The following is a 14,407-nucleotide window of genomic DNA, read 5'->3' on the forward strand; positions in this document are numbered from 1 at the left end:
CGGGCGGGCGGCGCGGCCCGGCGGGAACGGAGCCGGGGGCGAGGGCCGGCGAGCGAGAGCGGTGACGTGGGCGCCGCCCTCGACCTGCTCGACCGGGCGGGGGTGGCCCTGCTCGAGTCCGGGCGGGCGACGACGACGACCGACCGGTACACCCACGCCCAGCTCGGGGCGCTGCGGGCCGGAGCCGCGCTCCTCGCGGCGCGGGGCCGGGTGCCGTCGGCGGCCCGGGGCGGTGACGTGTGGTCCACCCTCGCGGTAGCCCACCCGGAGCTCGCCGAGTGGGCCGGCCACTTCGCGGTGTGCACCCGGCGCCGGCGCGAGATCGAGGCCGGGGCGGATCGGCCCGCTGCGCGCGAGGCCGACGACGCGCTGCGGGCCGCCGACACGTTCGTCGGCCTCGTCCAGGCCGCCCTCGGACTGCCGATCACCCGGATCGACCCCCTCCTCGCGCCCGCCCTCGTCGCCGGGGCGCCGCGCGCGCAGCCCGGTGCCGCGCGCCCCGTCCCGGCGCCCGAGGCGCCCCCTGCGCCCGGCGCGACCGGCGCGTCCGACCCGCGCGATGCGACCGGTGCGACCGGAGCGACCGATGTGGCCGGAGTGACGGATGCGCTCGGAGTGACGGAGGCGACCGGCGCGATCCACGCCCGCGAACCCGCGAGGGTGGGGGCGTCGTGAGCGACGGGTTCGCCCACCTGCACGTCGCGTCGTCGGCGTCGCTGCGCTACGGCGTGAGCACCCCCGCCGACCTCGTCGAGCAGGCGGTCGCGCACGGGCAGCCGGCCCTCGCGCTCACCGACCGCGACGGTCTCTACGGCGCGGTGCGGTTCGTGCAGGCCTGCGCGGGCGCCGGCCTCGCACCCGTCCTCGGGGTCGACCTCGCCTGCCTGCCCGACGACTCCGGCCCGCACCCCGCCCCTTCGCGGGGGGCGGACGCGCCCACCCGCCGCGCGCCCGCCCGCGGCGGGATGGCCGTCGACCCGCGCCACCCCCGGGTCGTCGTCCTCGCCCGGGGCGAGGGCGCCGGCGTCGGCGCCGGGGAGGGCTGGGCCCGGTTGTGCCGCCTCGTCACCGCGACCCACCTGCGCGGCGAGCGCGGTCGACCGATCACCGGCCCGGCCCTGCTCGCCGAACACGCCCGGGCCGGGGGTCGGCCCGGCGCACCGACCGACCCCCTTCGCGGTCGCGACGCCGCGGCGCCGGCGGGCCCGTCGCCCCTGCTCGTGCTCCTCGGCCCCGACTCCGACGTCGGCCGCGCGGTCCTCGCCGGGCGGCGCGAGCAGGCCCGGGCGCTGCTGGCGGCCTGGGCGCAGCTCCTGCCGCCCGACGCCCTCGCCGTCGAACTCGTCCACCACCGCGCCCCCGACGGCTCGCCCCGCAGCGTCCGTCAGGCGCGCCGGATGCGGGCGCTCGCGGTGGAGGCGGGGCTGCCCTGCGTCCTCACGGCGGCCGTCCGGCACGCGACGCCGGAGCAGGCGGCCACGGTCGACGTCCTCGACGCGGCCCGCCGCCTCGCCATTCTCGACGAACGCCACCTCGACCGGGTGAGCACGGCCGGGTACCTCGCGCCGGGGCGGGCCATGTACCCGATCGCGTTCGAGATCACCGGCGACCGGGGCGAGGCGCGCCGGCTCATGGACACCGGCGTCGAGATCGCCCGGGAGTGCGCCCTCGATCCCCGCCGCGACGTCGGTATCGGTGCCGTCCACCTGCCCGAGCCCGAGGCCATCGGGCTCGCGCCCGGCGACGATCCGCAGCGGGTGCTCGCGCGTCGCTGCCACGAGTCGATCGGGCGGCGCTACCCGGGGGCGTCGGTCGCCCACCTCGACCAGGTGGCCGCCCGGCTCGACGACGAGCTCGCCGTCGTCGCGGCCCTCGGGTACCCGACGTACTTCCTCACCGTCGCGGGCGTCGTCGACCTCGTCCGCGACATGGGGGTGCGCGTCGCGGCGCGCGGGTCGGGCGCCGGCAGCCTCGTCAACCACCTCCTCGGCATCAGCGGCGTCGACCCCATGCGGCACGGGTTGCTCATGGAGCGGTTCTGCACGCCGCTGCGGGCGCAGCTGCCCGACATCGACCTCGACGTGGAGTCGGCCCGGCGCACGCAGGTGTACGAGGCGATCCTCGACCGCCTCGGCGGGGAGCGGGTCACGTGCGTGTCGATGAGCGAGACCTACCGGGTGCGGCACGCGATCCGCGACGTCGGGGCGGCGCTCGGGCTGCCGCCGGTCGAGGTCGACGCCATCGCGAAGGCGTTCCCGCACATCCGCGCCCGCGACGCCCGGGCGGCGATCGCCGACCTGCCCGAGCTGTCCTCCCTCGGGCTGGGCGGCCCGAAGCTCCAGGTGCTCTTCGACCTCGTCGAGCGACTCGACGGGCTGCCCCGGCACCTCGCGCTGCACCCGTGCGGGATCGTGCTGTCGAACGCCTCGTTGCTCGACCGCACCCCCGTCGAGGCGAGCTGGCTCGGCTTCCCCATGAGCCAGTTCGACAAGGACGACGTCGAGACGCTCGGGCTGCTCAAGCTCGACGTCCTCGGCATCCGGATGCAGTCGGCGATGGCCCACGCGGTCGCCGAGGTCGAGCGGGTCGACGGGGTCGTCGTCGATCTGGACGACCGCGCTCAGGTGCCCTTCGACGACCCGGCGACCTTCGACCTCGTCCGGTCGGCGGCGACGCTCGGTTGCTTCCAGATCGAGAGCCCCGGCCAGCGCGAGCTCATCGGCAAGTTCGCCCCCGAGACGTTCGACGACCTCATCATCGACATCTCGCTGTTCCGACCGGGCCCCGTCAACTCCGACATGATCACCCCCTTCCTGCGCGCGCGGCAGGGCTGGAGCGAACCCGACCTGCTGCACCCGAGCCTGGCGGGAGCCCTCGCCGAGACGTGCGGCGTCGTCGTCTTCCACGAGCAGGTGCTGCGGATCGTCGCGACGACGACGGGGATCGACCTCGCGGAGGCCGACGAGGTGCGGCGGGCGCTCGGCACGGTCGCCGGGCGAGAGCGGGTGGAGGCGTGGTGGCGCCCGGCGGCGCGGGCGCGGGGGTACGCGGGCGCCGACGTCGACCGCATCTGGGAGGTCCTCGCGGCGTTCGGCTCGTTCGGGTTCTGCAAGGCCCACGCCGCCGCGTTCGCGCTGCCCACCTACCAGTCGGCGTGGTTGAAGACGCACCACCGCGCGGCGTTCCTCGCGGGGGTCCTCACCCACGACCCGGGCATGTACCCCAAGCGGCTCATCCTCGACGACGCCCGCGTCGGCGGGATCACCGTGCTCGGGCTCGACGTCAACGTCTCGGACGGCTGCTACCGGTACGAGCGGGTCGAACCCGACGGGCGCCCCGGCATCCGGGTCTCGTTGTCCGACGTCAAGGGGATGAGCGAGGCGGAGCTCGCGCGGATCGTGGCCGCCCGCCCGTACGTCGGGCTGCCCGACTTCTGGGCGCGCAGCGGTGTGAGCCGGCCGGTCGCGGAACGTCTCGTCCTCGCCGGCGCCTTCGACGCCCTCTACGGACTCGACGGCGGGGGCCTCGGCCGGCGCGGGGGCATCACGCGTCGCGACCTGTTGCTGCACGTCGCCGAGCTCGAGCGGTGGACCCCGCCCGGGCGTTCCGGGCGTTCGGGGCGGCGGCGGGGCGCCGGTCGCCCCGTCGTCGTCACCGCGTCCGACGGCACGGTCCGACTCGGGGGAAACGGCGACGGGGACGGCCGGGACGACGCAGGCGGCGGAGGCGGCGGGGCCGGGCGGGCGGCGGGGCCGCTCGACGTGCGGCGGTCGGCGGCGGCGCAGTCGCAGGCACCCGCCGCGGTGCGGCCGGCCGCGGAGCAGCCGGCGCAGCTCCTCCTCGACCTCGGGGCCGGCCCGGAGCTACGCGGCGGCTCGGGCCTGCCCGACATGAGCGAGGCCGAACGGGTGCACGCCGAGCTCGACGTCCTCGGCCTCGACGTGTCCGGACACGTCATCGACCCCTACCTCGACCTGCTCGAGACGCTCGGGGTGGTCCGGTCGTCCGGGCTGCGGCAGGTGCGCACCCGCCGCGAGGTCCTCGTGGCGGGGGTGAAGGTCGCGACGCAGACCCCGCCCATCCGCTCCGGCCGCCGCGTCGTCTTCCTCACCCTCGAGGACGCGACCGGCCCCATCGACGCGACGTTCTTCGAGGACGTGCAGGGTCCCTACGCGGCCACCGTCTTCTCGTCCTGGCTGCTGCTCGTGCGCGGCGTGGTGCGCCGGACCGGGCCGATGGGCGTGTCGGTGCGGGCGACCGGCGCGTGGGAGCTCACGGCGTTGCAGCGGGAGTGGGAGACCGGCGGCCCGGCGGCGGTGCAGGAGATGATCGCCGGATCCGCGTCGGGGGACGCCGACCACCACGGCGGGGCCGGTGGCCGGACCGAGGTGGGGAGCGGGCCTCGCCGCGTCCTGGTCCATCCCTCGGGGTTCCGGGTCTCGCCGTACGCCGACGTGCGGCCGGCGGGCGAGGGGGCACAGGCGCCTCTGCGCAAGCTGTGGCACTCGAGCCCCGGGAGCTCGGGCCGATGAGGTCGACGGCGCCCGTCCGGGAGGGCGGCCGCGCGTCCGGCCGACTCGTCGGACACCGCGCCCTCGTCGGATACCGCGCAGCCCCGGCCTCGGCCCCCGCCCCGGCCTCCGCCCCGGCCTCCGCCCTCGTCTCGGTCCCGCCCCCGACCTCGGTCGGACCCGACGTCCCGCCGCGGCCCCGCGCGCCGGGGCGGCCGCCGCGGACCGGGCACTACAGTGATCGGACGAGCTCCGGTGCGTCCCGGCCCGCCCGCGGACGTCTCCGGGGCCTCGTGTCCGCCGTAGTCGACACCCAGGAGAGAGCGCCCCGATGTCCGACGACCCGCAGCGCCGACGTCGGGGCCACGCCCCCGGGTCCGTGCGCACCGCCGCCGTCCGCGAGTCCGTCCTCGCACTGGCCGACGAGGCCCGGTCGCGGCTGGGGCACCCCGCCCGGGTCGTCGACCTCGGTGGGGGCTCGGGCGTGCTCGCCGTGCCGCTCGGCCAGGCGGGGCACGAGGTCACCGTCGTCGACCCCAGCCCCGACGCCCTCGCCTCCCTCGGCCGCCGCGCCCGCGAGGTCGGGGTCTCCGAGCGCATCACGGGCCTGCAGGGCGACTCCTCCGTGCTCGCCGACCTCGTCCCGGCGGGCGGCGCCGACCTCGTGTGCTGCCACGGCGTCCTCGAATACGTCGACGACCCGGCGGCGACCGTCGCGGCGGTGGCCCCGGTCCTCGCGCCCGGTGGGGTGCTCAGCCTCGTCGTCGCGCAGCGGCTCGGGACCGTGCTCGCCCGCGCCCTCGCGGGACGGTTCGCCCAGGCCCGGGAGGTGCTCGAGGATCCGGACGGCCGCTGGGGCGCCGACGACCCCCTCCCGCGCCGCTTCGATCCCGACCGGATGCGCGAGCTCGTCACCGGGGCCGGGCTCGAGGTCGTGCACGTCCAGGGGGTGCGCCTCTTCGCCGACCTCGTGCCGGCGGCGTTCCTCGACACCGAGGCCGACCGGGCCGCGCTGCTCGACCTCGAGGCGGCCGTCGCGGCGGACCCGGCCGCCGCGGTCCTCGGCCACGTCGCGGCGGCGACGCACGTCGTCGCCCGCAAGGCCTGACCGCGCCACGACCGCCGGGATCGACAGGGTCACCACGAGCTCGACGAGCTCCACGAGAACGACGAGAACGACGAGAACCACGAGAAACAGGACCACCGACAGCAGCGCGAGAAGCCGGAACGGCGAGAGGCGGGGGGAGCGATGAGCCGTCGTCAGTTCCCCCGCCCGCGGCTGACCTCCGACGACGACACCGGGTGCCACGTCCTGCACGTCGACATGGACGCGTTCTACGCGTCGGCGACGCTGCTCGACCACCCGCACCTGCGCGGGACCCCGGTCATCATCGGCGGCGGGCACCGCGGGGTCGTGCTCTCGGCGACCTACGAGGCCCGGGCGTTCGGGGTGAGCGCGGCCATGCCCATGTCGCGCGCCGTGCGATTGTGTCCGACGGCCACGGTCCTGCCGCCCGACCACGACCGCTACCAGGCCATCTCCGAGGCCGTCATGGCCGTGTTCGCGCAGGTCACGCCGTTCGTCGAGCCACTGTCCCTCGACGAGGCGTTCCTCGACGTCGCGGGGGCGATCCGCCGGCTCGGGCCCCCGGCGACCATCGCGGCGACCCTGCGCGACACGATCGCCGACGAGCAGGGCATCACGTGCTCGATCGGGGTCGCGCCGACGAAGTTCGTCGCCAAGCTCGCCTCGGGCCTGGCCAAGCCCGACGGGATGATCGTCGTGCCCGTCGACGAGGTGGTCCCGTTCGTGCAACAGCTTCCCGTCGGCGCCCTGTGGGGGGTGGGGGAGCGCACCGAGGAGGCGCTCCATCGGCTCGGTCTGCGCACCGTCGCCGACATCGCCCACACCCCGGTCGAGACGATGCGGCGGGCCCTCGGCGAGACGGGGGTCCACCTGCACGCCCTCGCGTGGGGGCGCGACGAGCGGACGGTGACGCCGACGCGCCGCGAGAAGAGCATCTCGAGCGACGAGACGTTCGCCCACGACATCGACGACCCGCAGGAGATCAGGCGCCGGTTGCTGCGCCTCGCGGAGCGGACGAGCGCCCGGGCCCGGGCCGCCGGTTACGTGGGGCGGACCGTCTCGATCAAGGTGAGGTTCGCCGACTTCACGACGATCACGCGGGCGACGACGCTCTCGCAGGCCACCGACGTCAGCCGGGAGGTGTACGCGGCCGCCGTCCGGCTCTTCGACGCCCTCGCCCTCCAGCGCGCCCGGGTCCGCCTCGTCGGGGTCAAGCTCGAGGGGCTGGTCGAGGCCGACCGCGCGCCCATGCAGGGGATGCTCGGCGAGCCCGACCACGGGTGGCGTGAGGCCGATCGGGCCGTGGACCGCGCCGGGGCCCGGTTCGGATCGGGCGTGGTGCGCCCCGCCAGCCTCGTCGGGCTCTCCGGACGGCGTCCGCCCCCGCGTGGGGGCCGCGCGTGAGGGGGGCGATGCGGTCGGTTCCGGCGTCGATCCGCGTCCGATCCGGGCGCAACCGCGTCTGAGGTCGGGCTCATCCGGGCGTGGGCCCGGCCCCCGGGCGACGGCGGCGGATGGATGATCGAAAGAATGTCGCAGATCGGGCAGTCCGGACCGTCGGCCCCGCTATCCTTCCCGCCGTCGGGGGCTTATCCTGGCATGAGGGACCGTCGTAGGTTCGGGTCCGTACGGTCGATGACGCGATGCGGCGTCGGCGGGGCGGCCACGCGTTCTACGGGGATCGGTCAGGTCGGCGGCGTACGCCCCGGGGTGGGGTTGTCCGTCGTGAACGTCATGGAGGTGCAAGGTGCCGCTTTCCGAGAACGAACAGAAGCTCCTCGAGCAGATGGAACGCGCGCTGTACGCGGAGGATCCGCGCTTCGCCTCCCAGATGAAGGGCAGCCGGATGACCTCGGCGTCCAAGCGCCGCATCGTCGTCGGGTCCTGTGCGGTGCTCGCGGGCCTCGGCCTCGTCATCGGCGGTGTCGCCGCCGAGCTCGTGGCGCTGGGGGTCGTCGGCTTCGTCGTCATGGTGGCCGGCGTGGCCTGGGCCGTGACGCCCGCGCGGCAGAGCGGCGGGCCGGCCTCGGTGGGCCCCGACGGCACCACCTCCCGCCCGCGCCGCTCCAAGCGTGGCTCCTCGACCAAGGGAGCCAAGGGAGCCGCGTCGTCGGAGTCGTTCACCCAGCGCATGGAGGGCCGTTGGGAGAAGCGCCGCCGCGAGGGCCAGGGCTTCTGAGCCGGGGCCTCGTACCCTCGTACGGAGGCCGGAGTCCGGAGCCTCGTATCGACACACGGCCACGATGCCTGGACCGTGTACATCCGCGATGACCAGGCACGATCATCAGCGACGACCGGGCCACGACGTCGCTGCGGGTCAACGTCGGTGCGGTCAACCGCCCCGCGCGGCGACGATCACCGCGACAACCCAGGTGGTGGCCATGGCGAGCCCGCCGACGACCTCGATCCCGTAGCTGAGCAGCGCCGCCCGGACCGCCGCGAGCGTCGAGGTCCACGCCGATCCTGATCCGACGCGGGCCAGCTCGCACAGGTACACCCCGAGCACGAAGAAGAGCGGCAGGCCGACGACGGGCACCACGAAGAACCCGATCAGTCCGGCCACGAGGCCGACGACCGTCGTCCGATCGGGTACCCCGGCGGCGCGTAGCCGTCGCCCGGGGAGCAGGTACTGCAAGCCCCAGCCGAGCGCGAAGATCACGGTCGCGACGCCCGCCACGGTCCAGGCGAATGCCGCCCCCGTCGACGAGGCCGTCACGAGGGCCCACACGACGACGGCGCCCCACACGAGCAGGGCGCCGGGAAGAACGGGGACGACGATCCCCACCAGACCCACGAGAATCGCGAGGCCGGCGAGGGTCGTCGCCACCGCCATGTCGTCCGGACCGATCAGCCGGCGGTCTCGGGGGTCTTCGAGTCCTCGTGGAGACGGTCCGTCTCGTCGTGGATCTCGACCGCGACGTTCGCCAACTTCGGGGCGTGCTCACGGCCGTGGTGAGCACAGAACAGCAGCTCGCCGCCGCTCTCGAGGCGGGCGCGGACGTAGGCCTGGGCTCCGCAGCGGTCGCAGCGGTCGGCCGAGGTCAGGGGCGTTGCCAATGCAGCGTTCACGTCAGCCTTCCATTCGTTCTCCGGAACCCGAGCCGCCGTACTGCGGCCCGGAGGACGTTCCGGCTCACCTGTGCCAACAGTGAAGCACGCTCGTTCGTTCCCGCCTCGCCAGGGCGGTCGCCGTGTCGGGCGGAAGCGTGCGCCGGTGTCGGTCACCGATGCGGCGCGAGCAGGTGCCGACGCCGCGATCACGGTTCCTATCGGCCGGCCCGTCGCGGGCATCGACCCTTTTCGTCCCCCGCATCCCCCGCATCCCGCCCCAGGCCGTGGCCGCTCCCACGCCCGTGCCGGCGGCCCACGACGACCGGCCACCGCGTGGCGCGGCGGGGGCTGTCGGTGCCGCGCGTTAGCCTGACGAGCGATCCGCCCCGCGCGCGACGCGCGGGGCCGCACCCGGCGAACGGCAAGGGAGAACACGTGGCCTCGGCTCCGACGACGACCAGGCGAGGTGGGGGGACCGACTACACCGCCCGCCACCTCCAGGTGCTCGAAGGGCTCGAGGCGGTGCGCAAGCGTCCGGGCATGTACATCGGCTCGACCGACGGCCGGGGCCTCATGCACTGCCTGTGGGAGATCATCGACAACTCCGTGGACGAGGCCCTCGGTTCCCACGCGAGCACCATCGTCGTCACCCTCCACGACGACGGCTCGGTCGAGGTCAGCGACGACGGCCGCGGCATCCCCGTCGACGTCGAACCCCGCACCGGCCTCTCCGGCGTCGAGGTCGTCTTCACCAAGCTGCACGCGGGCGGCAAGTTCGGCGGGGGCTCGTACACCGCCTCCGGGGGTCTGCACGGCGTGGGCGCGTCCGTCGTCAACGCCCTGTCCGAGCGGCTCGACGTCGAGGTCGACCGCGGCGGCAAGGTCTACCGGATGTGCTTCCACCGCGGGGAGCCCGGCACGTTCGAGGACGGGCAGGGCCGCGGCCCGGCCAGCCCGTTCACGCCGTTCGTCGAGCGCAGCGAACTGCCCGTCGTCGGGAAGGCGCCGCGCGGGCGCACCGGAACGCGGATCCGCTACTGGGCCGACCGGCAGATCTTCGGTCGGGACGCCGAGTTCTCCTACGGAGACCTGATCGACCGGGCCCGCCAGACGAGCTTCCTCGTCCCCGGCCTGTCGCTGACGATCCGCGACGAGCGGGGCCTGCCGGGCACGCCCGGCGCGGACGGACCGCACGAGGAGGTCTTCCTCCACGACGGCGGCATCAGCGAGTTCACCGAGTACCTGGCCCCCGACCAGTCCGTCACCGACGTCTGGCGCCTGCAGGGCAGCGGCACGTTCACCGAGACGGTCCCCGTGCTCGACGAGCGCGGCCACATGAGCCCCCAGGAGGTGACGCGCGAGGCGGCCGTCGACGTCGCCCTGCGGTGGGGGATCGGGTACGAGACCAAGGTGAGGTCGTTCGTCAACATCATCGCCACCCCCAAGGGCGGCACCCACCTCGCGGGGTTCGAGGCGGCGCTGCTCAAGGTGGTCCGCAAGCAGGTCGAGGAGCGCTCGCGCGCCCTGAAGTCCGGCTCCGACCGGCCCGAGAAGGAGGACGTGCTCGCCGGCCTCACCGCCGTCGTCACCGTCCGGCTCGCCGAGCCGCAGTTCGAGGGGCAGACCAAGGAGGTGCTCGGCACGAGCGCGGTCCGCGGCATCGTCTCCCGCGTCGTCGAGCGCGAGCTGGGGGCCCTGCTCCGCTCGGTCAAGCGGGGCGAGAAGCAGCAGGCGGCGGCCGTCCTCGAGAAGGTCGTCGCCGAGATGAAGGCGCGGGTGTCGGCCCGGGCCCACAAGGAGGCGCAGCGGCGCAAGACGGCGCTCGAGTCGAGCTCGCTGCCGAGCAAGCTCTACGACTGCCGCACCTCGGACGTCGACCGGACCGAGTTGTTCATCGTCGAGGGCGACTCGGCGATGGGCACCGCGAAGGCGGCGCGCAGCAGCGAGTTCCAGGCCCTGCTGCCGATCCGCGGGAAGATCCTCAACGTCCAGAAGGCGTCGATCACGGACATGCTCGGCAACAAGGAATGCGCGTCGATCATCCAGGTGATCGGCGCCGGGTCCGGGCGCACGTTCGACCTCGACGCCGCCCGGTACGGCAAGGTCATCATCATGACCGACGCCGACGTCGACGGCGCTCACATCCGCACCCTGCTGCTCACCCTGTTCTTCAGGTACATGCGGCCCCTCGTGGCGGCCGGACGCGTCTACGCGGCCGTGCCCCCGCTGCACCGCATCGAGGTCGTCAACGCCGGCGCCAAGAAGAACGAGCTCGTCTACACGTACAACGAGGCCGAGATGCGACGCACCGTCGCGTCCCTGCACAAGCGCGGCAAGCGGATCAAGGAGCCGATGCAGCGGTACAAGGGTCTCGGCGAGATGGACGCGGACCAGCTGCGGGACACGACGATGGACCCGCGCCATCGGTTGCTGCGCCGGGTGACCCTCGCCGACGCCGAGGCCGCCGAGCGCGTGTTCGACCTGCTCATGGGCACCGACGTGGCCCCGCGCAAGGACTTCATCGTCGACGCCGCCGACCGGCTCGACGCCGAGCGCATCGACGCCTGACCCGCCACCTCTCGGGTGCCCCGGCCGCCCGCGGACGACTCAGAGCGCGGTGACGTCGGCGTCGAAGCAGGTCGAGGGGACGGGGGCGGCCCCGCACGAGCCGGGCCGGGCGGGCCCGCCGACGCGGTGGGAGACCTCGACGGCCCAGCGGCGGCCGTCGGCGTGGGTGACCTCCACCCGACGCGTCGGGCCCGACGGATCCGACGGCCGGGTGCGCACCCGCAGCGCGAGGAGGTCGTCGACCCCGGCGTGCTCGCGGACGGCGGCGTCGGCGACCTGCTCGACCAGGCCGAGGTAGGACAGCCCCCGCAGGCCCGATCTCACGTCCAGGCCCGCGGGAAGCCGGTCGCCGGCGGCGGCGTCGACGGCCTCGACCGCGACGCCGGCGTCGAGCCGACCGAGGGTCGTGCCGTGGGGCAGGAGCACGGCCGTCGGGGCGAAGCGGTGCCCGCCGGTGTGACTGCACTCCCACACCTGGCCGGGCCGGGCCGCGGCGGCGTCCCGGGCCACGGGCCGGCCGCGCACTGCGCAGCACACGTCACGCTTGCTGTGGGCGCAGACGAGCAGCACCGGCTCCGCCCGGGGGGTGAGCCAGGGGGCGGCGGCGAGCACGGCCGGGGCGTCGCCCGCGGCGATCGCGGCCCACGGCAGGTCGATCACCCGCGCGGGGTCGGTGACGGTCCCGGCGAGGAGCCACGGCCGCCCCTGCGGCATGCCCCCCGCGACGAAGACGGTCCGCTCGTCCGGCCCCGGCGACCGCGGCGTGCCGTCACGGCCGGCCGGTCGGCCGCCCCGGTCGGCGGCGGCGTCGCGCCCGGACACCGCGCGCACGAGCAGCGCGCGTCCGCCCGCTGCAGCGGACTCGCGTTCGAGGGCCGAGCCCACCCGGGGGTCGAGACGCGAGGAGTCGAAGGCGGTCCGGCCCCACGGCCCCGGCTGCTCGAGCGCCACCCAGAACCCGGCGATCGACGCGGTACCCCACGCGGGCTCGTCGGCCGCGTCCCACGCCATCGAGCAGGCGTCGGCGGAGAGAGGCATGGCGCCCAACCTAGCGCGCGGGCCCGCCGTGCTCAGGACGCCCCGGGGAGGTTGCGGTTCGGCAAAGACTGGGTGTGGACCGGGTCCGCGCTGGACCTGCGCCCGACGCAGGGCCAGGGTGTCTCCATGACCGCACACAGTTCAGGATCGGCGGCCGCCCCGTCCGAGTCCTCCCAGCACCCCGGGGAGGAGGAGGGACACGGCCTCGTCCGCCGGATCGGCCCGGGCCTGCTCCTCCTCTTCATCGTCGGCGACATCCTCGGCACCGGCGTCTACGCGCTCACCGGCAAGGTCGCCAAGGAGGTCGGCGGCGCGGTGTGGCTGCCCTTCCTGTGCGCCTTCGTCGTGGCCATGCTCACCGCGTTCAGCTACCTCGAGCTCGTGACGAAGTACCCGAAGGCGGGCGGCGCCGCCGTCTACACGCACCGCGCGTTCGGGGTGCACTTCATCACGTTCCTCGTCGCGTTCACCGTCATGTGCTCCGGCCTGACGAGCGCCTCCAGCGCGTCCAAGGCGTTCGCCGGCAACCTCGGCGAGGTCATGGGCTGGAAGTCCGGGGCCGTCCTGCTCCTCATCGCGTTGCTCTTCATGACGGCCATCGCGCTCGTCAACTTCCGCGGCGTCGCCGAGAGCGTCAAGCTCAACGTCGTGCTCACCCTCATCGAGCTCACCGGTCTGGCCATCATCATCGTGATCGGCTTCTACGCGATCGGTCTCGGCAAGGGCGACACGTCCAAGCTCATGGAGATCAGCATCCCCGAGGGCGAGACGGCGTTCACGGCGGTCACCGCCGCCACGGCGCTCGCGTTCTTCGCCATGGTCGGGTTCGAGGACTCCGTCAACATGGCCGAGGAGACCAAGGACCCGGTACGGATCTTCCCGAAGATCATGCTCATCGGCCTGACGATCACCGGCGTCATCTACGTCCTCGTCTGCATCTCCTCGGTGGCGCTCGTGCCGCCCGCCGAGCTCGGCGAGGGGGACGCCCCGCTGCTCAAGGTCGTCGCCGCGGGCGCCCCGAGCTTCCCGGTGTCGATCTTCGCCTTCATCACGATGTTCGCCGTCGCCAACTCGGCCCTCATCAACATGCTCATGGCGTCGCGGCTGCTCTACGGCATGGCGCACGAGGAGGTCCTGCCCAAGGTTCTGGGTCGCGTGCACCGCACGCGCCGCACGCCGTGGGTCGCGATCATCTTCACGACCGTGCTCGCCTTCGGGCTCATCTGGTTCGCCGACCTCACCGCCCTCGGTGGCACGACGTCGTTCCTGTTGCTCGTCGTCTTCACGATCGTCAACATCGCCGTGCTCGTCCTGCGCAAGGACCGGGTCGACCACAAGCACTTCCGCGCGCCCACGGCCGTCCCCGTCATCGGGGCCGTCGTCTGCGCCTACCTCGCCAGCCCGCTCTCGGGTCGCGCGGTGCGCGACTACCAGGTCGGTGGCGTGCTCCTCATCGTCGGCATGGTCCTGTGGGCCCTCACGTGGTTCATCAACCGGGCGATCTACTCCAAGCCCACGTACGCCAAGCACCCCGAGTCCCTCGGCGGGCACGTGGACGAGGACTGAGCCCGAGTCCGAACGCCCCGCCCCGGACGGGGCCGCGCCCCACGAAGGGGCGCGGCCCCGTTCGCCGTTCGCCGTACCGGGGACGGGCTCTCCCGCTAGCGTCGAGGCATGCGAGCGGACGTTCGAGGCGGACGGAGATGGCGATGAGCAACGAGAGCGACCACCCCGACGAGGTCGGACCCGCCGGGCCCGGTGCAGCGGGCCGGCGGCGCCCGGGCACGGACGTGGGCACGGCCACCCCCACCGGTGGCCTGTCCGGCCGGGCGGCCTCGCGCGGCGGGCGGCCCGGCGCCGCGACCGTGCTCGACGTCGACACCGCGAAGGTGGTCGTGTTCGAGTTCGACACCGGCGACGCGCTCGCCGAGCACGCCGCCCACCACCCGATCCTCGTGCAGGTGATCCGCGGGCGCGTGGGCTTCGACCTGCCGGATCGCTCGATCGAGCTGGCGCCGGGGGAGGTCCTGCACCTGACCCCGCTGCTCCGGCACGGCGTGCGGGCCCTGGAGCCCACCACGCTCACGGTGACGATGCTGCGGGGCTCGGCCGAGCGCGGCTAGGTCCCCGACCCGGCCCCGTGTTGCGCAAT

Annotated in this window: 11 protein-coding genes; 8 read left to right on the plus strand and 3 right to left on the minus strand. The window is 74.6% G+C overall.

From position 1 onward, the window contains the following. Window positions 1-66 precede the first annotated feature (66 nt). The 5 genes from ICW24_RS06655 to ICW24_RS06675 all read left to right on the plus strand — a co-directional run bounded on the left by ICW24_RS06655 (window position 67) and on the right by ICW24_RS06675 (window position 7,777). Window positions 67-675 (plus strand): SAV_6107 family HEPN domain-containing protein, encoded by a 609-nt coding sequence (locus ICW24_RS06655; protein ID WP_226344935.1) that lies wholly within the window; start codon window positions 67-69, stop codon window positions 673-675. Further along, complete coding sequence (locus ICW24_RS06660; protein ID WP_226344936.1) at window positions 672-4,532, plus strand: DNA polymerase III subunit alpha; 3,861 nt, start codon at window positions 672-674, stop codon at window positions 4,530-4,532. Before ICW24_RS06655 ends, ICW24_RS06660 begins: the two co-directional genes overlap by 4 nt. A gap of 310 nt (window positions 4,533-4,842) precedes the next feature. After that, window positions 4,843-5,619 (plus strand): methyltransferase domain-containing protein, encoded by a 777-nt coding sequence (locus ICW24_RS06665; RefSeq protein WP_226344937.1) that lies wholly within the window; start codon window positions 4,843-4,845, stop codon window positions 5,617-5,619. A 141-nt stretch (window positions 5,620-5,760) separates the two neighbouring features. Beyond that, window positions 5,761-7,002: a DNA polymerase IV gene (dinB, locus tag ICW24_RS06670; protein ID WP_226344938.1), complete on the plus strand. Its 1,242-nt coding sequence runs from the start codon at window positions 5,761-5,763 to the stop codon at window positions 7,000-7,002. Window positions 7,003-7,345: 343 nt separating this feature from the next. Continuing rightward, window positions 7,346-7,777 carry an SCO2097 family morphological protein gene (locus tag ICW24_RS06675; RefSeq protein ID WP_226344939.1) on the plus strand — a complete coding sequence of 144 codons (432 nt, stop codon included), beginning with the start codon at window positions 7,346-7,348 and terminating at the stop codon, window positions 7,775-7,777. A gap of 153 nt (window positions 7,778-7,930) precedes the next feature. On the opposite strand, the gene ICW24_RS06680 is transcribed toward ICW24_RS06675, so the two are convergent. Both ICW24_RS06680 and ICW24_RS06685 read right to left on the minus strand, forming a co-directional pair. After that, window positions 7,931-8,431 (minus strand): DUF456 domain-containing protein, encoded by a 501-nt coding sequence (locus ICW24_RS06680; protein ID WP_226344940.1) that lies wholly within the window; start codon window positions 8,429-8,431, stop codon window positions 7,931-7,933. Between the two features lie 14 nt (window positions 8,432-8,445). Beyond that, window positions 8,446-8,667 (minus strand): DUF7455 domain-containing protein, encoded by a 222-nt coding sequence (locus ICW24_RS06685; protein WP_226344941.1) that lies wholly within the window; start codon window positions 8,665-8,667, stop codon window positions 8,446-8,448. Between the two features lie 417 nt (window positions 8,668-9,084). Between ICW24_RS06685 and ICW24_RS06690 the strand changes: the two genes are divergently transcribed. Beyond that, complete coding sequence (locus tag ICW24_RS06690) at window positions 9,085-11,217, plus strand: DNA gyrase/topoisomerase IV subunit B (RefSeq protein WP_226344942.1); 2,133 nt, start codon at window positions 9,085-9,087, stop codon at window positions 11,215-11,217. Window positions 11,218-11,256: 39 nt separating this feature from the next. On the opposite strand, the gene ICW24_RS06695 is transcribed toward ICW24_RS06690, so the two are convergent. Then, window positions 11,257-12,255, minus strand: a complete 999-nt coding sequence (locus ICW24_RS06695; RefSeq protein WP_226344943.1) for a ferredoxin family protein — start codon at window positions 12,253-12,255, stop codon at window positions 11,257-11,259. 126 nt (window positions 12,256-12,381) lie between these two features. Between ICW24_RS06695 and ICW24_RS06700 the strand changes: the two genes are divergently transcribed. Both ICW24_RS06700 and ICW24_RS06705 read left to right on the plus strand, forming a co-directional pair. Beyond that, window positions 12,382-13,821: an APC family permease gene (locus ICW24_RS06700; RefSeq protein ID WP_226344944.1), complete on the plus strand. Its 1,440-nt coding sequence runs from the start codon at window positions 12,382-12,384 to the stop codon at window positions 13,819-13,821. A gap of 143 nt (window positions 13,822-13,964) precedes the next feature. Beyond that, window positions 13,965-14,378, plus strand: a complete 414-nt coding sequence (locus ICW24_RS06705; protein ID WP_226344945.1) for a cupin domain-containing protein — start codon at window positions 13,965-13,967, stop codon at window positions 14,376-14,378. Window positions 14,379-14,407: the final 29 nt, after the last annotated feature.

The sequence above is a fragment of the Agilicoccus flavus genome (assembly GCF_014857905.1).
Classification (GTDB): domain Bacteria; phylum Actinomycetota; class Actinomycetes; order Actinomycetales; family Dermatophilaceae; genus Agilicoccus; species Agilicoccus flavus.

Bases quoted from the DNA above. Each gene is read 5' to 3' on its own strand.
- ICW24_RS06680 (WP_226344940.1), bottom strand. From the start codon at position 8,431: ATGGCGGTGGCGACGACCCTCGCCGGCCTCGCGATTCTCGTGGGTCTG.
- ICW24_RS06705 (WP_226344945.1), top strand. From the start codon at position 13,965: ATGAGCAACGAGAGCGACCACCCCGACGAGGTCGGACCCGCCGGGCCC.
- ICW24_RS06665 (WP_226344937.1), top strand. From the start codon at position 4,843: ATGTCCGACGACCCGCAGCGCCGACGTCGGGGCCACGCCCCCGGGTCC.
- dinB (WP_226344938.1), top strand. From the start codon at position 5,761: ATGAGCCGTCGTCAGTTCCCCCGCCCGCGGCTGACCTCCGACGACGAC.
- ICW24_RS06700 (WP_226344944.1), top strand. From the start codon at position 12,382: ATGACCGCACACAGTTCAGGATCGGCGGCCGCCCCGTCCGAGTCCTCC.
- ICW24_RS06695 (WP_226344943.1), bottom strand. From the start codon at position 12,255: ATGCCTCTCTCCGCCGACGCCTGCTCGATGGCGTGGGACGCGGCCGAC.